At 61.5% G+C, this 19,635-nt stretch carries 19 protein-coding genes and 1 tRNA gene; 11 read left to right on the forward strand and 9 right to left on the reverse strand.

The window, feature by feature from the left end; genetic code table 11:
- Positions 1–2 precede the first annotated feature (2 nt).
- Together BM416_RS02070 and BM416_RS02075 are read left to right on the forward strand one after the other, a co-directional pair.
- Complete coding sequence (locus tag BM416_RS02070) at positions 3–1,067, forward strand: tyrosine-type recombinase/integrase (RefSeq protein ID WP_092484803.1); 1,065 nt, start codon at positions 3–5, stop codon at positions 1,065–1,067.
- A gap of 280 nt (positions 1,068–1,347) precedes the next feature.
- Positions 1,348–1,881 (forward strand): SUKH-4 family immunity protein, encoded by a 534-nt coding sequence (locus BM416_RS02075; protein ID WP_092484806.1) that lies wholly within the window; start codon positions 1,348–1,350, stop codon positions 1,879–1,881.
- A 276-nt stretch (positions 1,882–2,157) separates the two neighbouring features.
- On the opposite strand, the gene BM416_RS02080 is transcribed toward BM416_RS02075, so the two are convergent.
- Together BM416_RS02080 and BM416_RS02085 are read right to left on the reverse strand one after the other, a co-directional pair.
- Positions 2,158–2,231: transfer RNA gene (locus tag BM416_RS02080), tRNA-Cys, on the reverse strand.
- Between the two features lie 212 nt (positions 2,232–2,443).
- A complete protein-coding gene (locus BM416_RS02085) occupies positions 2,444–4,732 on the reverse strand; it encodes a bifunctional acylase PvdQ (RefSeq protein WP_092484809.1) in 2,289 nt (762 codons plus the stop codon).
- Positions 4,733–4,968: 236 nt separating this feature from the next.
- Between BM416_RS02085 and BM416_RS02090 the strand changes: the two genes are divergently transcribed.
- A complete protein-coding gene (locus BM416_RS02090; protein ID WP_092484812.1) occupies positions 4,969–5,349 on the forward strand; it encodes a fe2+ zn2+ uptake regulation protein in 381 nt (126 codons plus the stop codon).
- Positions 5,350–5,357: 8 nt separating this feature from the next.
- Here the strand turns inward: BM416_RS02090 and BM416_RS02095 are convergent, their stop codons facing one another.
- The 6 genes from BM416_RS02095 to BM416_RS02120 all read right to left on the reverse strand — a co-directional run bounded on the left by BM416_RS02095 (position 5,358) and on the right by BM416_RS02120 (position 10,139).
- The gene (locus BM416_RS02095) at positions 5,358–5,546 is read right to left on the reverse strand and encodes a hypothetical protein (protein ID WP_027606724.1); all 189 of its coding nucleotides are present in this window, start codon (positions 5,544–5,546) and stop codon (positions 5,358–5,360) included.
- Between the two features lie 180 nt (positions 5,547–5,726).
- A complete protein-coding gene (locus BM416_RS02100) occupies positions 5,727–6,494 on the reverse strand; it encodes an ABC transporter permease (RefSeq protein ID WP_092484815.1) in 768 nt (255 codons plus the stop codon).
- Complete coding sequence (locus BM416_RS02105) at positions 6,491–7,690, reverse strand: ABC transporter substrate-binding protein (protein ID WP_065941680.1); 1,200 nt, start codon at positions 7,688–7,690, stop codon at positions 6,491–6,493. The genes BM416_RS02100 and BM416_RS02105 overlap by 4 nt, the downstream gene beginning before the upstream one ends.
- Positions 7,677–8,480, reverse strand: coding sequence for an ABC transporter ATP-binding protein (locus BM416_RS02110; RefSeq protein WP_092484818.1), 804 nt, complete (start codon positions 8,478–8,480; stop codon positions 7,677–7,679). The genes BM416_RS02105 and BM416_RS02110 overlap by 14 nt, the downstream gene beginning before the upstream one ends.
- Positions 8,477–9,538 carry an acyl-CoA dehydrogenase family protein gene (locus tag BM416_RS02115; protein ID WP_092484821.1) on the reverse strand — a complete coding sequence of 354 codons (1,062 nt, stop codon included), beginning with the start codon at positions 9,536–9,538 and terminating at the stop codon, positions 8,477–8,479. The genes BM416_RS02110 and BM416_RS02115 overlap by 4 nt, the downstream gene beginning before the upstream one ends.
- Before the next feature lie 40 nt (positions 9,539–9,578).
- Positions 9,579–10,139 (reverse strand): carboxymuconolactone decarboxylase family protein, encoded by a 561-nt coding sequence (locus tag BM416_RS02120; RefSeq protein WP_092484824.1) that lies wholly within the window; start codon positions 10,137–10,139, stop codon positions 9,579–9,581.
- A 101-nt stretch (positions 10,140–10,240) separates the two neighbouring features.
- On the opposite strand from BM416_RS02120, the gene BM416_RS02125 reads away from it, so the two are divergent.
- Complete coding sequence (locus BM416_RS02125) at positions 10,241–11,146, forward strand: AraC family transcriptional regulator (RefSeq protein WP_092484827.1); 906 nt, start codon at positions 10,241–10,243, stop codon at positions 11,144–11,146.
- Here the strand turns inward: BM416_RS02125 and BM416_RS02130 are convergent.
- Positions 11,143–12,054 carry a LysR family transcriptional regulator gene (locus tag BM416_RS02130; protein WP_092484830.1) on the reverse strand — a complete coding sequence of 304 codons (912 nt, stop codon included), beginning with the start codon at positions 12,052–12,054 and terminating at the stop codon, positions 11,143–11,145. The two genes, BM416_RS02125 and BM416_RS02130, sit on opposite strands and share 4 nt — an antisense overlap.
- Before the next feature lie 116 nt (positions 12,055–12,170).
- Here BM416_RS02130 and BM416_RS02135 point away from each other — a divergent pair, with 116 nt between their 5' ends.
- From BM416_RS02135 to BM416_RS02165, 7 genes are all read left to right on the forward strand, one after another.
- Positions 12,171–13,166, forward strand: a complete 996-nt coding sequence (locus BM416_RS02135; protein WP_092484833.1) for an aldo/keto reductase — start codon at positions 12,171–12,173, stop codon at positions 13,164–13,166.
- Between the two features lie 164 nt (positions 13,167–13,330).
- Complete coding sequence (locus BM416_RS02140; protein ID WP_092484835.1) at positions 13,331–14,893, forward strand: M91 family zinc metallopeptidase; 1,563 nt, start codon at positions 13,331–13,333, stop codon at positions 14,891–14,893.
- Positions 14,894–15,081: 188 nt separating this feature from the next.
- Positions 15,082–17,076: a methyl-accepting chemotaxis protein gene (locus BM416_RS02145; protein ID WP_092484838.1), complete on the forward strand. Its 1,995-nt coding sequence runs from the start codon at positions 15,082–15,084 to the stop codon at positions 17,074–17,076.
- 78 nt (positions 17,077–17,154) lie between these two features.
- On the forward strand, positions 17,155–17,613 hold the full coding sequence (locus tag BM416_RS02150) for an SRPBCC family protein (RefSeq protein ID WP_092484841.1): 459 nt from the start codon (positions 17,155–17,157) through the stop codon (positions 17,611–17,613).
- Positions 17,614–17,694: 81 nt separating this feature from the next.
- Positions 17,695–18,141 (forward strand): DUF411 domain-containing protein, encoded by a 447-nt coding sequence (locus tag BM416_RS02155; protein ID WP_092484843.1) that lies wholly within the window; start codon positions 17,695–17,697, stop codon positions 18,139–18,141.
- A gap of 9 nt (positions 18,142–18,150) precedes the next feature.
- Entirely contained in the window at positions 18,151–18,588 is a 438-nt protein-coding gene (locus BM416_RS02160) for a YqaA family protein (protein ID WP_092484846.1), read from the forward strand.
- Between the two features lie 44 nt (positions 18,589–18,632).
- Complete coding sequence (locus tag BM416_RS02165; RefSeq protein ID WP_092484849.1) at positions 18,633–19,634, forward strand: alpha/beta fold hydrolase; 1,002 nt, start codon at positions 18,633–18,635, stop codon at positions 19,632–19,634.
- Position 19,635: the final 1 nt, after the last annotated feature.

Below are 19,635 nucleotides of genomic sequence, written 5' to 3' on the forward strand. Positions count from 1 at the left end.
TAATGCGCCAGAAAAGTACAGCCAATCGAGATCTCCCGCCACGGATGATACGGCGCATTCGCAAGGGTAAGAGTGGAAAGACTTGGACATCGTATTACTACGACGGAAGGACTGCCGACGGGAAGCGGAAGGAAATCCCACTCGGTACAGACCTCGATCAGGCCAAAGTGGAGTGGGCCAGGCTGGAACGCAAGACACCACCGAAGCCCAATCATCTGATGAGCTATGTATTTGATCGCTACGAAAAGGAAATTATCCCGGGCAAGTCGATTCGCACCCAGTCCGACAACCGCAAAGAACTCAAGCAACTCAGGAGAGCATTTGAGAGCGCCCCCATCGAATCGATCACGCCTCAAGTAGTAGCCCAGTACCGTGACGCTAGGACAGCCAAGGTGAGGGCAAACCGTGAAATCGCCCTGCTCTCCCATGCATTTACCATCGCACGTGAATGGGGGCTGACTGACAAAGCAAACCCTTGCTTTGGCGTTCGCCGCAACAAGGAAAAGCCACGGGACTATTATGCTGGTGAAACCGTATGGAACGCGGTATACGCGCAAGCGGTACAGGAGCTCAAGGACGCGATGGATCTAGCCTACCTGACCGGCCAACGTCCCGCCGACGTGCTCAAGATTGCAGCCACCGACTTGAACAATGGCTTTTTGCTGATTGGTCAGGGCAAGACCGAAAAACGTCTCCGTCTTCGTTTGGAGGATGGCGGAATCCAATCCGGCCTGAGTAGCTTTATCGACGACCTGCAAGAACGCAGAGCCGTCAATGGAATCCGCACGTCTACCTTGATAACAAACGCTTCTGGACTTCGAATGAGCCATCAGATGCTGCGTAATCGATGGGACGACGCACGAGAGAAGGCAGCAATCAAAGCGTCAGCTGATGGTGATCCCGTGCTGGCAACGAGCATTCGTCAGTTTCAATTCAAGGACATCCGGCCTAAAGCTGCTAGCGAGATCGAGCTAACGCACGCGAGCCGCCTACTAGGTCACTCCACAGAGGAAATGACCAAGAAGGTATATCGGCGAGTCGGTGAAATTGTGAAGCCTACTAAATGACCCGTTGCTACTTGTACGATAGACAGAAAACGGCCAGAAGCGGACGCTCATGATCCGCGGTCGCAAAACTGCCTTTCATAGCGCGTGCTCTGAGCACCGATGCGTTCGCCGGGCCACCTGTGGAGCCTGAATATATACCACCTGATATGTTAGCGAGGAATCGACCATCATTGCTGCACGGGCGAGATAGCCTTCTTGCCAACCCACCGCTGGAATCTAACAATGTGCAAACCGCTCACTTACGCCAGCGAAACCGCCCCCCACTCAATTGTCAGGCCTCATGAACGACATATCCAAAAATTTCAAAGATCGATTCGTCGCATCTCTGCGAAAGATTCCTGCAGATCTCGACCTTCATCTTGATGAGTTCGTTTTGTTTGATCCAGAGACCCTTCCCGACCGACTCGTAAGAGAAGATTCAAGCCTTCTGGCGGCACAGGGGCTGCCGCGTGATGCCGCGCCGTTTCTTTCGTTCTATGCCTACTCACAGGCCGAAATTGAGTCACGAGTACAAAATTTCGGCTTGCCCGAATCTTATTTTCCTATCGGTCACAATGGATCTGGCGACGTTGTTGCCATTGATATGGACAGCCGACATGTCATCTACTTCAACCACGACCGTTACAACGAGAGAGTTTTGATAAATTCTTCTCTTCCGCAATTTGCTGAGAGTCTTTGTATCTACCAAGAGCACCTCACCAAGGAGGCCATGGCTAACTGTCTCGACGCAATTGCAACCATCGACTCACGAGCGGTCGATCTTGGGTCTATGTGGCCAGCCGAGGTGGGCTCGGAGCTGGCAGATGAATCCTAACGATGAATCGCCCCTAGTTTCATAGACGCCTTCAAGCTTCAAGGAAGGGCTGCTAACCTTGCGTAACTGTCCGCTTTTGGCCGTTAGTGGACGTTTAGACTCCTTATTCTCGAGCACAATCCCACGTCCAATCGAGGAGAGCCATACCGATAACGGCTTCTTGAGTTTCCCAAAAAAGGTAGGGTTGCGGAAGCGATCCAAAAAGTTGCGGAAGCGATGACCAACTCGCAGACAATAAAAAACCCCGTAGACGTTAATCTACGGGGTTTCTAAGAGTGGAGGCCGAGGTCGGAATCGAACCGGCGTAGGCGGATTTGCAATCCGCTGCATAACCATTTTGCTACTCGGCCTCAAACGATCAATGCCCTTGCCGCTGGCATTCACCGCATAAAAACTTGAGTGGGCCATAGAGCCCTGCCTCTACTCTAACTCATTGAATACATTGAAGTTTTTAATGCTTCGTTGCGTTCGATGGGCGCCATTATGTACTCATTTGCTTTTGCCTGCAACCCCTTGATTTCAAAAATATTTCGTATTGGCATCAAGGGGTTGCGCGCCTGCCCTACTCCTTGATGAGCTGCTGCTGGTACTGCGGGTCGGCCTTGATCTGGGCGTCGGTGAACGGCAGTGGGCGGAGTTTTTTCTGCGCGAAGGCTTGGGTCTGGTCCTTGGCGTAGGGGGATGCCGGGTTGCTGGACAGGGAAAACGCGAGCACGCCCTGGGCGTGGGGGCCCTGGTCGTCGAAGGTGACGATCTGCAGGTAGCTGCTGCCGCTGACCACTTCGCGCTTGCCGTCGGCCCGGGGCACGGTTTGCATGGCGTTGTAGATCCCCAGCGCTTGCGGGCCGCCGTGGATCGGGGTTTGGCCGCTGACCTGGATATCGCCCCATTTGCTGTCGGCGTTGAGGCCGAGTTTGGCCACGGCTGCGGTGGAGGCCAGCATGGCTTCGCGCAGGGCCTTGGCCACGGGGGCGCGCTCGATGGCCAGGCCCCGTGGGGTGGTCAGGGGTTGGGCCGGGTCGAACGCGACGCGCCAGGCATCGGGGAGTTGCTGCAGGTCTTCAACCAAATTGATGAAGTGCACCAGGCCCAGGCCGCTGTCGAGGTTGGCGTGCCGGTCCCAATCGGTGAGGTTGGTGCACAGTGGCTTGAGCGCAGTCGCGTCGGTGCCGAGGTGTTTGGCGCAGAACGCCAGCAGGTCGGGCATGACCTGGCCGGCCAGGTACACCTCGTTGTCCATGACCATGTTTTGCAGGTCGGCGACGCTGATCGGTCGCGTCTCCAGGGATTGCAGGCGTTGCAGGGCGAAGCGTGCGCGCGGGCCGAGGCCGATGTGGTCCTGGCTGATCACCGGGGAGAAGCCGGTCAACGGTGCCTTGGGGTTGGCCAGCCACGCCGAATCGTTAGAGTGCTGCACGTAGTCGCTACGCTCCAGCTGCGGCAACTGGTCGGCGGGGAAGATGCCGGCCTGGGCGGCGCGCGGGTCGACGTCCCAGGCGCAGGCACTGCGGGCGCCGTCGAGCATGATCATCTGCAGGCCGGCACGCGGGTCGCTGCATTGCGCCAGTTTGGCCGCACTGACGTTGGGCACCACCGACAGGTTCATGTACAGGCTCTGGCCCTGGTCATCGGCGGCCAGGGTATTGACCCACGGGATGCCTTGCAGGGTGTGCACCGAGGTTTGCAGGTCCTTGAGGCTCGTGGCACGGTTCATGGCGTACCACTGTTGCAGGACGCGGTCGTTGCCCAGGTTGGCATCGCGCAGGCTGAAGGCGTGGTGAGTGTCCCAATCCAGCTTGCCGGGCCATTGCACCACGGGGCCGAACTGCGAGCTGTAGACCGAGCGGGTTACCGGCTTCACGCTGCCGTCCGCTTGCCTGGCCTGCACCGTCACCGAGGTTTTCTCCAGGGGGATGGATTTTCCATCCAGCATATAGCGCGTGGAGTCCTTGGGATCCAACGTCAGGCGATACAGGGTGAAGTGCTTGGACGTATCCACCGTGTGCGTCCACGCCACATGCTGGTTGAAGCCGATATTGATCACCGGCAGGCCGGGCAGCGCGGCGCCCATCACATCCAGCTGGCCGGGAATGGTCAGGTGCATTTCATAAAAGCGCATGCCGCCCACCCACGGGAAATGCGGGTTGGCCAGCAACATGCCACGGCCATTGAACGAGCGGTCGCGGCCCACCGCCACGGCATTGCTGCCGCGATCCAGGCTGAAGCGCTGCTGATTGGCGGCGGCCAATTCGAATGCCTTGGCGCTGGGTTGCACACTCGCGGAGGCCTGAGGCGGCGTGGCGCCGACCAGGGCTTCGGCGAACTGGCCGACACCGCCCTCCACCAACAATCTGCGGGTCAATTTCACCAGGTCTTCAACCACCAGCGGCCGCACCCAGGCCGCCTGGCACTGGGCGGGTGCGCCCTGCTCTTTCAGGTAACGGTTGTAGCCGGCCACGTAGCCTTGCATGCGCTGTTGGATCTGCGGGCTTTGCGCCTTCCAGAAAGCCGCCATCGCGCCCGGTGTGTTCAGCCAGGTGAAAAACACGTCGCTGGCCAGGTTGTTGCGCTCTTCCAGGGTCGACTGCTCGGGGCCGAAGTACCGGGCCCGCTCGCCGTTCACGGTAACCACTTCATTGGCCAGCAGGCACAGGTTGTCCTGGGCATAGGCATAACCGATCCCGAAGCCCAGGCCACGCTCGCCATTGGCGCGAATATGCGGCACGCCGAAACTGGTGCGGCGGATATCCGCCGACGCCTGCGTCGTCGACTCCCGTGCCGTTGCAGCCAGGCTCACCCCCAGCAACAGCCCCGTCACGCACACCCTGGCCAACCCGTTGGAAATAATCACACAGACTCCGCAGTCAAATTGAACACCCTCACAGGGGTAACCACCCCACCGTAAGGACGCAAAAAACCGGGAGAAATTTAACCCTGGAGCGGGTTTATTCGAGGCGTTGCAGATGTGACAAAACCGATACCGACAAATTTTCTACATCACGCCCTTCATGATTTCGCACGCTCGTTCGTCTTATTGACTAAGAGCGCCATCATTTTCCTGATCAGGCTCTGATAAGGAGTTTTTGCATGTACAACCCGCAAGTGCCCACGGACGGACATCCAACCGCAGCCGACAGCCAATTTGGCAACGGCGCCCAAGCGTTCGGCAAAACCCCCGAGCAGCAAGGCAACCAGCGTATTCGCCACCTGCTCAAGTGTTTCGGCCTGCGCACCAGCCTGATCCGGCTGAAGGTCATCGACGCCCTGCTCACCGCCGCCGACAACCAGCGCACCCTGGGGGTACGTGGCGTGCACAGCCATTTGCTGGAGCTGGGGATCCCGTTGTCGTTCCTGAGTGTGCGCGAGGTGCTCAAGCGCCTGTGCAGCGAAGGCGTGATCACCCTTAACGCGGATAAAAGCTACAGCCTCCATGAAGAGGCTGCCAAGGTACTCGACGCTCGAAGCTGAGGCAGACCTTAAAGCTTGACCTTGCGGCGCATGATGCCGTTGATCACCACCACGACGACCGCGACGGCGATGGCGATGGTCTGGAACGTCTTCTCACTGATAAACCCGATGTTCTGCAGGTAGGACAGGCCAAACATCGTCGCCAGTACCGCCAGGGCGATCAGGATCGAGTATTTCAAGCGTTGCTTTTGGGTCATGACGGGTTCCTGAACCGGAAGAATGTATTCACTGTGTATCGCCGAACACGCCAGGCACATACCCGGCGACGGGATGCACGGGGTCGACAGGGTCTTATGTTACAGGTGATGAAAAGCTTTGGCTCCTCCGGTGTGCCGCTCCCCCCGACGGCAGTGGGCCGCCGGGCTCAGGCCATGCCTTCACTGGCTCCCCCCATGCACCCAGCGCTGATGCAACCCGCGTGCAAGCGCATCCAGGGCAAACCCCAACAGCCCGATCAGCAACACCATCGCCATCAGTTCCGAATAGGCCAGGCGATCACGGGTATCCAGGATGTAATAGCCGAGCCCCGCGCTGACCCCGAGCATTTCGCACGGCACCAGCACGATCCACAGGATCCCGATGGCCAGCCGCACGCCGGTCAGCACGTGCCCCACCACGCCAGGGATGATCACCCGGCGCAAGGTCTCCCAGCGCGTGGCGCTCAGGCTGCTGCTCAACTGCAGCCAGCGCGGGTCGAGCTGGCGCACGCCGGCGGCGGTGTTGAGCATGATCGGCCACACCGCGGCAAACGCCAGCAGGAAGTAGATCGGTTGGTCCCCTACCCCCATCAGCATCACCACGATGGGCATCCAGGACAGCGGCGAGATCATCCGCAGAAACTGGAAGGCCGGCGTGGTCGCCGCTTCCAGGTTGCGCGAACTGCCCACCAGCAGCCCCAGCGGCACCCCCACCAGCAAGGCCAGGAACAGCCCGACGAAGATGCGCTTGAGGCTCACGACAATATGCAGATACAGCTCACCGCGCCCCAGCAATTCCCACAGACTGCTGAAGGTGGCGGCCAGCGAAAAGCGCGCCGCCAGGCCGCCCCCATCGCCCCACACCTTCACCACCAGCCACCACAGCAACAACAGGCCGGCCAGGCCACTCAACCCGAGCAACCAGCCCGGGACTCTGCGGTTGTTCAAACGCCAATCTCCTCGGTCCGCTCAAAGCCCTCGGGCAAGCCGAAGGTGCCCATGCCGCCCACCGCTTCGATGGCGTTGCGCACGAAGCGGTCATCCACCAGATCCTTGGCGACAAAGGCCGGATCCAGGTCGGCGAGGAATTTCTTGTCCCCCTCGATCAGCGTGTCCTTCAAGCGTCGCACCAATTCTTCGGTGTAGCTGGGGAATGGATAAGGCTGGAAGTCAATGCGGTGCTCGTCCCAGTCGGCGTGCCGGATCGCGCCGTCGGCCAGGTAGGCCGCGCGGTCGGCAGCGGCTGGCGCCAGGACTTTGCTCAACACCGGCTCGGCATGTGGCGTGTAGCGGTTCGGGCCGTCCTTGGACAGCAGTTTCACCGCCTCTGCGCGGTTATCACGGGTCCACACCTGGGCCTTGACGATCGCATTCACGACTTTCTGCGACCACTCCGGGCGATTGTTCAGGTCATGTTCGTGCATGAACACCACGCAGCACGCGTGATTGCGCCACACGTCGCCGGTAAACCGCTGCACACGCCCGACCTTGAGGTTCTCCGCCAAAGCATTGAACGGCTCGGCGACGATATAGCCGTCGATGCGCTGGCTGGCCAGGGCCGGCGGCATGTCCGAAGGCGGCAGCACGATCAGGTTGACTTCATTGGCGCCGATCGCACTGCCGGCGGCACGCGCCACCGGGGTCAGGCCGTTATCGCGGAACAGTTGCTGCACCACCACGTTATGGATCGAATACCAGAACGGGATCGCCACCGACTTGCCGCCCAACTGCTTCACCTCGGTAATGCCCGGTGCCACGGTGAGCCCCGAACCGCCCACATGGTTCCACGCCACCACCTTGGCCGGCACCTGGCTGCCATAGCGCGCCCACACGGTCATCGGCGACAGCAGGTGGATCACGTTGACCTGCCCGGAGATAAACGCCTCGATCACCTGCGCCCAGCTGCGCAGCAACACCGGACGCTCGGCCTTGATGCCTTCGGCTTCGAACAGGCCGTTGTTATGCGCCACCAGCAAGGGCGTCGCGTCGGTGATCGGCAGGTAGCCGATGCGCACCGGCGCATCCGGCTCGCTGGCGGCGCGGGCCTGCAGGCTGCTCAGCAGCGGCAAGGCGCCGGCGGCACTGAGTACCGCGGAAAGTTTGAGAAAGTCACGGCGCGAGTGGGTCAGGTCATCCAGGCACATGGCTGGGCTCCAGCAGGTCAAGGGGTTGGGGTTGAGGGCGGCTCGCCTGCCGTAGGGTTTTAAGAATCTCGATGCGCAGCGCGCCGATGGCTTCCACCTGTTCTTCCCGCGGTTGCGGCAGGTCGATGCGCCATTCGCCCAGCGTCCGCGCCGGGCGGTTGCCCAGCAGCAGGATGCGGTCGGACAACAGCAGCGCTTCGTCGATGTCATGGGTGATCAACACCGCCGCCGAACCCTGCTCACGGTTGACCTTGAGCAACAGGTGCTGCATATCGGCACGGGTCACTTCATCCAGCGCACCGAAGGGCTCATCCAGCAACAGCACCTGGGGCTGGCGTGCCAGGCAACGGGCCAACGCGGTGCGCTGGGCCATGCCGCCGGACAGCTGCGCCGGAAATTGCTGGCGGGCGTGCTCCAGGCCAACCGCCGCGATGGCGTGGTCGACGCGCCGGCGGCGCTCATCAGCGCCCAGGTGCGGCTGGCGGGCGAAATCCAGGCCGAACGCGACGTTCTTTTCCAGGCTCAACCACGGCAACAGGCTGGGGTCCTGGAACGCTACGGCGACACGTGGATGGGGTCCGTTCAACGGCTCGCCCAACACCTGCACCTTGCCATCCTGGGACGCCTGCAAGCCGGCGAGCACCCGCAACAGGCTGGACTTGCCGACCCCGCTGGGCCCCAGGATCGACACCACTTCACCGCGCTGCAATTGCAGGTCGAAGCCTTGCAACACCGGGCCGCCGGCGTACCCCAGGCCAATGCCCCGGGCACTCAATACCACCGGGCTCACAGGTTGGCCTGGCGTTGCAACTCGGTGCGCAATTGCACCAGGCTGGGCGTAACGATCGGCACAAACGCCGACTCCCGCCAGCGCCGCGCAAACCCACTGCCATGGGCCGTGAGGTAAGCCTTGCCGCCACTGGCCTGCAGTTCCAGCTGCACTGCGCTGGCGGCGGTCTCGGCCAGGCCGATGCGCAACTTGAACAACGCCACCGGCTCAGCGGCGAAGCGCCCGGCGAGCAGGCCATTCTGCAGCTCGGTCACCAGGTGATCCAAGGTCCCGCGCAACCCTTCGAGTTCTTCGCGCAGCACCGTGCGGGCCGCGCCCAGGTGATGGGCGACTTCCGCCAGCGAGCGCCGGGCCAGGCCGATCGACATACCGCACTGCAAACCCAGGAACGCCGGGCGCACGGCCGGCAGGAACTTGCGTGCATCCTCGTGCAGCAACCACTCGCGACTCAGCTCGACACCTTCGAGGCCCAGGGCTGCGGTGTTGCTCGATTGCAGGCCGAGCAGCTCCAGGTCGCCGGAACGTTGCAGGCCCGCCACCGAATCCGGAATCGCCAGGATAAACGGCGCGCCGCCGCCGGCATGCTCGATCGCCGCTGCCGCGACAAAGCCGTTCTTGCGCAGATTGGTCACCCAGTGCAAGCGACCGTTGAGGGTCCAGCCATGGTCGTTCGGCTCGGCGCTGATCTGCAGCGTCTCGATGCCCGACAGGAACTTCATCGCATTCGACAAACCGGTGGCCCCCGCCAACCTGCCGCTGAGCAGGTCCGGCAGCAATTGCTCGCGCAGCCGCTCATTCGGGCTCTGCAGCAAATACTCGATAAACGAGCGCTGGCCCCAGCACACAAACGCCGCCGCCAACGAATGGCTGGCGACATTGGCGATGGCCTCGACTGCACCGGCCACATCGCCGCCCAGGCCGCCGAAGGCTTTTGGCACACCGATACGCAGTACGTTGGCCTCTGCCAGCCGGGGCAGCACTTCCTGGGGATCGCAACTGCCCACATCCAGGGCCTGCGCTTGAACATCGAGCCAACGGCTCAAGATCGGGTCAAGCATTCATGTTTCTCCTTGTCAAAGCAGCGGGACCATCAGCCATTCAGCTGGCCGGTTTTTCCCAACGGTATTGCGCCAGCTCCGGGTTCAGCGGGGTACGGGCAAACACATTAGCGAAGTTGCACAGGGTTGCCAGGCTCACTCCCAAAATAACTTCCAAGGCCTGGCCTTCGGTGTAACCGGCGGCGCGGAACGCGTCAAAACCGGCATCGCTGACATCGCCACGGGTGGCAATGACTTCCCGGGTAAAGGCGGCGAGTGTCTCATAACGGGCATTGGGCAATTCGCCGCGCTGGCGCAGGGCGTCGATCACCTCTTCCGGCAGCTTGGCCTTGTTGCGCGCCACGGCGGTGTGGCCGGCGACGCAGAAATCGCAGCCGTGGGTAGTGGCGGCAATCAACTGCACCACTTCGCGATCGGCCAGGCTCAGCTCGGCCTTGGCGTTCAGGCCCGAGACGGTGATGTAGGTTTCCAGCGCCGCCGGGGCATTGGCCAGCACGGCCAGGAGGTTGGGGATGAAGCCCGAGGTTTTCAGCGCGTTTTCCAGCAACGGCTTGGCGGCGGGTGGCGCGGTTTGCGGGGTGAGCAGCGGTACACGGGACATGGAGCGGTCTCCTGAGGGTTCGTGTATCCAGTCTGTTGGTTATAAGAAATCCTCTCAATAGGCTAAAGTAGCGATTACTTGCTCTTGAGTCTTTCCATTAGATGAATTCTTCCAGTGCCCTTGTCGATTGGTTATTAGACAGCCTCGAACTCAACACCAGCCTGTTCCATGTCGGGCGCTATTGCGGCGATTGGCATGCCAGCACCCACGGCCTGGCGCGAGCGAGTTTCCACCTGATCGTGCAGGGCGAGTGCTGGCTGCATATCGCCGGCGAACCCACGCCCGTCGAGTTGAACAACGGCGACGCGGTGTTCCTGCTCCGTGACCTTGAGTACCGGTTGTCCGGGGCAGCCACGGCGGCCGGCGCGCGGGAGTGTCCGCGACGCCCGATGCTGCCCCTGGACAGCAGCGCCAGTGACGGCGTGGGGCTGGTGTGCGGGTTCTTTCACTTCCAGTCGGGCTTGTCGGCGATGATCGTCGATACCCTGCCCGCGTGGATCGTCCTGCGGGCCGGCGACCCCTCGCTGACGGCGGCCCGCAACCTGTTCGAGCTGATCCTGCAGGAGTGCCAGCGCGACCCGGCGCCTTCCGCGGCCTTGCTCGAGCGCCTGTGCCACCTGTTGTTCCTGTATGTACTGCGCCAGCAAGTGCTCGATAACAACCAACTCGGTGGCCTGGCCGCGCTGGGTCGCCAGCCGGCATTCGCGAACCTGCTGGAACAATTGATCGCCCGCCCGGCAGATGCCTGGACCCTGGAAAGCATGGCGGCCTGCACCGGCTTGTCGCGCTCGGCGTTTTTCAAGCGCTTCACTGAGTTGTGCGGACAGTCGCCCGGCCAGGTGCTGCTGATGATGCGCATGCGCCACGCCTGCCAATTGTTCAAGCAGGACCAGACCGTCGCGGATGTCGCAGTGGCGGTGGGTTATCAGTCCGTGGCGGCGTTTACCCGCGCCTTCCACAAAGTGACCGGGCAGCAACCCGGCGCTTACCGCAAGGCCCAGGCCTAGCGTTGCAAACCGGTGCCCGGCTGTCGGCACAGCTCAACCAGCCAGTCCACGAACACCCTCACCCGCTGCGACAACTGGCGATGGGGCGGATACAGCGCCGTCAGCGCCATTTTCGGCACCGGCAACTGCGCCAGCACGGGCACCAGGCGGCCCTCGGCCAGTTGCCGCATCGCATGATAGTGCGGCGCCTGAATCAGGCCGTAGCCGGCTTCGCACGCGGCGAAATAGCCGTCGGAGCTGTTGACCGCCACGCGCTTGGGCAACTGGATCGGGTGCACGGCGTTGCCGATCAGGAACTCCAGGCCGAACCGCTTGCCGCTGGCCGTGGAGACATACTCGACCATCTGGTGATCGGCCAGGTCGTCGAGGCCCGCCGGTATGCCCATGCGTTCCAGGTACCCGGGGCTCGCCAGGGTCAACTGGTCCATCATTGCCAAGGGCCTGGCCACCAGCGACTCATCCAGCGCCGGACCGCCGCGCAGCACGCAATCCACACCTTCGCGGATCAGGTCCACCGGGCGGTCGTTCAGGCCGATGTCCAATTCGATCTGCGGATAGCGCGCGGTGAACGCCGGCAACGCGGGAATCACAATCAAACGCCCGATCCCCGAGGGCATATCCACGCTCAGGGTGCCGCGTGGATTCTGGCGGCGGGTGGAGAACACCGCCTCGGTTTCCTCCAGGTCGGTGAGCAACTGTACGCAGCGCTGATAATACGCCGCGCCGTCCAGGGTCGGGCTGACCTGACGCGTGGTGCGCTGCAGCAACTGCACGCCCAGGTGCGCTTCCAGTTGCTTGATCAGGATGGTCACCGACGCGCGCGGCAGTTGCAGGCTGTCGGCGGCCTTGGCAAATCCGCCCAACTCGACAATCCGGGTAAACACCCGCATGGCGTTAAAACGATCCAAGGGCCGACTCCAGGAGGATTATTTAGAAATTACCAATAGTGATAGTGCTTTTAGCCGGTTTATCCAGGTTTTGTCGAGGGTAACAATGGCGTCCTACCTCATCAGGAGCTGCACCCATGCACACTCGTCAACTCGGTAAGAACGGTCCCCACGTCAGTGCCATCGGCCTCGGCTGCATGGGTATGAGTGATTTCTACACCCCCGGCACCGACACCTCGGAGGCCACTGCCACCCTGCATCGCGCTTTGGAGTTGGGCGTCAATTTTCTTGATACCGCCGATATGTACGGCCCCCACACCAATGAGCAACTGATCGGCAAAGCCATTGCCGGCAAACGTGACCAGGTGTTCCTGGCGAGCAAGTTCGGCATTGTGCGTGACCCGGCCAACCCGGCCTTGCGTGGGGTGAACGGTCGCCCCGAGTACATTTACGCGGCGATCAACGGCACCTTGCAGCGCCTGGGCGTGGACACCCTGGACCTGTACTACCAGCACCGAATCGACCCGCAGGTGGCCATCGAAGAAACCGTCGGTGCCATGGCCGACTTGGTGCAGCAAGGCAAGGTGCGTTACCTGGGGCTGAGCGAGGCATCCGCCGCCACGCTGGAGCGCGCCCATAAGGTGCACCCGATCAGCGCCCTGCAAAGCGAATATTCCCTGTGGAGCCGCGACCAGGAAAGCAACGGCTGCCTCGCGGCCTGCCAACGCCTGGGCATCGCGTTTGTGCCTTACAGCCCGCTGGGCCGAGGCTTTCTGACGGGCGCCCTGAAAAGCCCGGCGGATTTCGATGCCGATGACTACCGCCGCACCAACCCGCGCTTCCAGGGCGAGAATTTTGCAAAGAACCTGCAATTGGTCGAGCAGGTTCAAACCCTCGCAGCCGACAAAGGCGTCACCGCCGGGCAACTGGCGCTGGCGTGGGTACTGGCACAAGGCGACTTCATTATTCCGATCCCCGGCACCAAGCAGCGCAAGTACCTGCAGGAGAACGTGGCGGCCGTGTCGATCCGCCTCGGCTCGGCTGAACTGGCGGCACTGGAGAGAATCTTTCCGGCCGATGCCAGTGCCGGCCTGCGCTATCCCGCAGAGGTGATGGCCATGCTGGATATCTGACGGCCAAGCTCAAGGGCACCCGGTTTGCGGTGCTCCGACGCCAACACGTTTAGCACTAAAGCCCCTCCGGGGGGCGGGGAACCTTCTCAGTCGGAGTTCCACGTAATAGCAACCCTGATACGTAATCAGGGTGCCCTTACACGCACACCCAAGAGGACATGCCGATGCTATCTGCACTTGCCCATTCCCTGACATCCGGACTCTACGCGCAACTCCCCCAGCCTTTCGCTGAAACAAACGCTTCGTACTCCACCCCTCCCACCGACCTGACGCCAGGCATCGTGAACCGCCGCACCCATACGCTGCTTGTCGACGGTGATACCAAAATCAGCAGGGTCGTTGACTGGGACCCATCTGATCCCGAAAAACCGGAGATCCTGACCAGTTATCTGCACCTGGAAACCGGGAATGCCCCTGACCGTATCCATGTGCGCAGCTGGTTGGAGGACAAGCTGCAGATCTCCATCAACGATAAACCGCATTTAGTCGATATCAATACAAAGGAAAGAAGCCATGACGAGCTTTTCATCGACAGCCACGGCGGTGACGACACGGTCATCATCGACGATGACGTCAAGCTTCGCGTGAGCGTGAAAGGCGGCGACGGCAACGATTATCTCCAGGCGGGCGGAGGTCGCAGCAGGCTTTTCGGAGGGGCTGGCAACGATGCGCTGCAGTTGGGCAGTGGCCTGGGTTATGCCGAGGGCAACGACGGCGATGACACAATCATGGGAGGTGCCGGCAATGGCGTAATGTACGGTAATAAAGGCAAGGACCTGCTCATTGCAGGCTTTGGCCCCTCCACCAGGCAGACCTATCTGGACGGTGGCGACGACAACGATGCACTTCTCTCAGGCAGCGGACATACCGTTGCACATGGGGGCAATGGCGACGACGTCCTTGCAGGGTACGAGCGCACGACCTTCTACACCGGCAAAGGGAACGACACTATCTGGAACAACCAGCCCAAGGATCTTATCTACGCCAATGCCACGGATAGTTTCGACCGCACCAGGGGTTCGACTTTCACCGAAGTGAAGCCAAGCAATGCCGGCAACCTGGGATTCAGTGTAGAAATTCGCCCTGAGACCCCGGAGGAGGACGCACAGACTTTCAAGCAGCGCGTCGCCGACGATTTTGAATTTCTGCGCAGTTCACCAGTAGGGCAACAAGCGCTCAAACAAATGGATGAGCTCGCGGTGGCAAATGGCGGCAAGGTTACCATCAAGCCAATCAGTCACGGCGGTACCGACTACATTCCAGGCGGTAGTGAACTGGATGAATTGACGCCCGAGGAGCGCGAAAGCGCAGAAGCCGGAACCTATGGGCATATCACGGATGGCGTTCCCGGTTTCCGCGTCACTCGCGGCATCATTCACTATGACCCGCAATCTATTATCGAAAACGCCGAGCGTACCAACACAATGGTGCCCGTAACCAATCTCGCCCATGAGATAAACCACGCCTACACCTACGCAACCGGTACAACTGAGCCGGGGTACACCCGCGAAGCGCCGGGGGACGAAGGCCTTGTCGAGAATGGTGAACGTCAAGCCATCGGTTTACCCTACGTTGAAGAACCTTCCGAGGACGGCACCCCTCCCTCGACATCAGCGCGTGTAACCAATCCGAAACACTTCACTGAGAACGCACTGAATGAAGAAATGGGCAAGCCCTTGAGGCAGTCCTACCTATGGACACCCAGCCCTCAAGGTCGCGGAGAGTGATACCGCGCCGGCAAGCCAGGCATTGATTCGATAAGCGGTAATCCCCATGGCGAGGCAGCTGATGGCCTCGCCATGTTAAAAACCTGATTTAGCCCCCCGTACCTAAAGCTCTTCCTCGCCAAGCCGATAGCCCTACGAAGCTCCAAAACAGCCGCGTCGATAATAAACGCTTCGTAAGGACGACCCCCATGCCCCCACTGCGTTCCATCCAAGCTCGCTATACCCTGTTCCTGGTGCTGTTCGTCCTGGTGTTGTTCGTGTTGACGGTCGTCGGCATCGGCCAACTGGTCGCGCCCACGCTGCGCCATACCGAGGAACAGGTGGTGCTCAACCGCATCAGTGAGGTGGCCGAGCAGATCCAGGGCGAACTCAACAAGGTTCAGTCCCAGCAACGCACCATCACCCAGACCATTCCCCTGCTCGACAGCGATGCCATCGACAAGGTCCTGCCGGGCCTGGTCGATCAATATGGTGAGCTGAAGGTCTTCGGCGGCGGTATCTGGCCGCTGCCCAACCAGCGCACGCCGGGGCGTAACAAGCACAGCACCTTCTGGCACCGTGATGCCTCGGGCAAGCTGGCAGTGAACACCTTCTGGAACAGCGACCCCGCCCCCAACTATTACGACCAGAGCTGGTACAAGGGCGGCCTCGCGTCGCCACGTGGCCAATGTGCCTGGGCCGCGGCCTACAAGGACGACGCCAGCCAGGAGCCGCGCACCAACTGCGCCATGGCGATCCAGCGTGACGGCGCCGCGTACGGCGTGGCCACCATCGACGTGACCCTGGGTTTCTTCAACGAACTGGTAGCCAGCAAGGAAAAGGACATCGGCGGACAGATGCTGATCGTCGAAGGCGACGGCAAGATCATCAGCAACAGCACGCGCCTGAGCAGCCCGGTGGTGTTGAAGAACATCAGTGAATTGACCGGCACCTCGGCCTTTGCCGCCCAGGTCAGCAAGGCCCTGGCCCATCGCGACCAGGCCTTGCAGCGCAACGAGTTCGACAACCAGGGCGTGGCCAGCACCTTCTACATGCGCCCCATCGAAGGCACGCCGTGGTTCCTCGCCACCGCCCTGCCCACCTCGCTGATCACCGCCCAACGCGATGACGTACTCGGCAGCCTGGCCCTGTTGCAGATCCCCATGGTGTTGCTGCTGGTGCTGCTGGCGGTGTATGCGATCCGCCAATTGGTGCAGCGCATGAAAATCCTGAAGGCCAACATCGACGCACTGTCCACCGGCGATGCCGACCTGACGCGGCGCATTACCATCCGCGCCGAAGACGAACTGGGCGCCATCGGTCATTCGGTGAACCGCTTTATCGTCTACCTGCAAGACATGATCGGCGAAGTGACCCAGGCCACCGGTGCCATGTCATCGGGCCTTGAGCAATTGCAGCAAACCTCGGCGCACACCAACAGCATCCTGGTGCGCCACGCCTCGGAGACCGACCAGACCGTTACCGCCATCACCGAGATGAGTTCCACCGCCGATACGGTGGCGCAGAACGCGGCGCAAACCGCTTCGTTCACCCAGCGCGCCAACGAACACGCCGACCGCTCCCGCGTGGTGGTGGGGGAAGCGTCCACCAGCGTCAGTGCGCTGATCGGCGAAGTCGCCAGTGCCACTCACACCGTGGAGAACATGCGCCAGGACGCCGCGCGCATCACCGAAACCCTCGGCGTGATCGGCGCGATTGCCGGCCAGACCAACCTGCTGGCCCTCAACGCCGCGATTGAAGCCGCGCGGGCCGGCGAGCAGGGTCGTGGTTTTGCGGTGGTGGCCGACGAAGTCCGCGCCCTGGCGGCGCGTACCCAGGCCAGCACTTCGCAGATCAATGAAATGCTCGCACGCCTGACCACCGGTGTCAGTTCGTCGGTGGCGGCCATGGAAAACACCCAGGCCAGCTGCCAGTCGGCGGCGGATGCCACGGCACGGGTGAACACCGGCCTCGACGAGATGGCCGGTTCGGTCAGCCATATCAATGACCTCAGCACCCAGATCGCCACCGCTGCCGAGCAGCAAAGCGCGGTGACCGAGGAGATCAACCGCAGCATGGTGCATATCCGACATATGGTCGAAGAGCTGGTGCAAAGCGGCCATGCCACGCAAACCAATACACAAAGCCTGCTGGACGCCAATGGCCGGGTGATTGCGTTGATGGGCCGGTTCAAGGTGCGCTGATAAATGGCTGAAACACTCCCGTGCAATGTGCGGGAGTGGGACTATTCTGACAGTTCACAGCCACACAGGAGGTGTGCCATGCGCGCTGTCGAGCAGTCGGTCCGCTTGGAACGGATCAGTCAGGAACGTTTTATCCAGGCCCCTATCGATGCCGTCTACGACTATGTGACCCAACCGGATCGCTGGCACGAATGGCACCCAACCTCCCTCGGTGCCGACACCGGCACCAGTGGCCCCCTCCCCGCCGGCGCGCGCTTTACCGAAATGATCGACCTGCTCGGAGTACGCGTGCCCATGAGCTACCGCGTGCAGATCGCCCGGCGTCCCGACGAGTTCAAGACGGTGTTCACCTCACTGGCCGTCGACGGCTCGATCCACTACTTTTTGCAGGCCTTTCGCGACGGCACCCTGTTCAAGCGCGTGCTGACCTATGAAACCGAATTGCAGTTGGCCAGCCTCCATGAACGCATGATCGAGCTGTCGGCGATTGCACTGGACCGGCTCAAGCAACGGATGGAAAACTCGCTCTCCGTATAATTTTGAAACATTAACCCGACGTCCTACGGATAAAAGCAGGGAGAATGCCCGGCTTACTGCCCGGTATTGGACGAGACCCCAATGAAAACCCCATTGCGATTGGCCCTGCTTTCAGCGCTGTTCACCACCACCCTGGCCCAGGCCGCCGACCTGATCCCCATCGATGTGCACCGCGACGCCAATTGTGGCTGCTGCAAAAAGTGGATCAGCCACCTGGAAAGCAACGGCTTCAAGGTCAATGACCATGTCGAAGCCGACATGAGCGCGGTCAAGCAACGGCTGGGCGTGGCCCCGCGCCTGGGCTCGTGCCATACCGCCGTGATCGACGGCAAGTTCGTCGAAGGTCATGTGCCCGCCGAGCAGGTACTGGCCTTGCGCAAGCGCGACGACCTGCTGGGTATCGCCGCCCCCGGCATGCCCATGGGTTCGCCCGGCATGGAAATGGACGGCCATGCCGAGGCCTATCAAGTCATCGGCCTGACCCGCGACGGCCAGGATGTGGTGGTGGCGGACTACCCGGCGCACTGATCGGTGCCGATGGGTTACCTGGGGCTGTTTCTCGCCGCCTTTGGCGCGGCGACGTTACTGCCACTGCAATCGGAAGCGGTGCTGGTCGGCCTGTTGATCAGCGGGCACTACAGCCTATGGCTGCTGCTGGGTATCGCCACCCTGGGCAATGTCCTCGGCTCGCTGGTCAATTGGTGGTTGGGGCGCTGGGTGGAACACTTCAAGCAGCGTCGCTGGTTTCCGGTCAGCGACAAGCAGCTGGAAAAGGCCCGCCATCATTACCAGCGCTGGGGGCACTGGACGCTGCTGCTCAGTTGGGTGCCGGTCATTGGCGACCCGCTGACGTTGGTGGCCGGGGTGATGCGTGAGCCGTTGTGGCGGTTCCTGCTGCTGGTGACCCTGGCCAAAGGCCTGCGATACGCGGTACTCGCCGCTATCACCTTGCAGTGGGTGTTAATCCCCCGTTAATCCCGCGCAAACAGCATCCGAGCACCCTGTTCGGAGCCCCGCCCATGCCTCTATCCCGTGCTTTTTGCATCGCCGGCCTGCTGACGGCCAGCATCGCCCCGGCGTTCGCCGCCAGCTATGGCCCTGAGCTGCAAGGCTTCCAATACCCCTATCCCCTCGAACATTTCCAATTCCAATCCCAAGGTAAATCCCTGCAAATGGGCTACATGGACGTGCCGGCCAAGGGGCAACCCAACGGTCGCAGCGTAGTGCTGATGCATGGCAAGAACTTTTGCGGCGCCACCTGGGAAAGCACGATCAAGGCCTTGAGCGACGCCGGTTACCGGGTGATTGCACCGGACCAGATCGGCTTCTGCAGTTCCAGCAAGCCCGACCACTACCAGTACAGCTTCCAGCAGTTGGCCCTCAACACCCACCAACTGCTGGAAAAACTCGGCATTCAGAAGGCCACGCTGCTCGGCCATTCCACCGGCGGCATGCTCGCCACCCGTTACGCGCTGATGTACCCCGAGCAGACCGAACAGCTCGGGCTGGTCAATCCCATTGGCCTGGAAGACTGGAAAGCCTTGGGCGTGCCATCGCTCAGCGTCGACCAATGGTATGCGCGGGAGCAAAAAGTCAGCGCCGAGGGGATTCGCAAGTACCAGCTCAACACCTATTACGTAGGGCGCTGGAAGCCTGAGTACGAGCGTTGGGTAGACATGTATGCGGGCCTGAGCAATGGCCCCGGGCACACGCTGGTCGCATGGAACTCGGCGTTGATTTACGACATGATCTTCACCCAGCCGGTGTACTACGAGTTCAAGAACCTGCAGATGCCCACCCTGTTGCTCATCGGCACCGCCGACACCACCGCCATCGGCAAAGACGTTGCGCCGCCGGCGGTCAAGGCCAGGATCGGCAACTACGCGGTATTGGGCAAGCAAGTGGCCAAGCTGATTCCCCACGCCACACTGGTGGAGTTTCCAGGCCTGGGCCATGCGCCGCAGATGGAAGAGCCGGCGAAGTTTCACCAGGCGCTGTTGCAGGGCTTGAGCGCCCTTTAAT

This window comes from Pseudomonas sp. NFACC42-2 (assembly GCF_900116055.1).
Classification (GTDB): Bacteria; Pseudomonadota; Gammaproteobacteria; order Pseudomonadales; family Pseudomonadaceae; genus Aquipseudomonas; species Aquipseudomonas marginalis.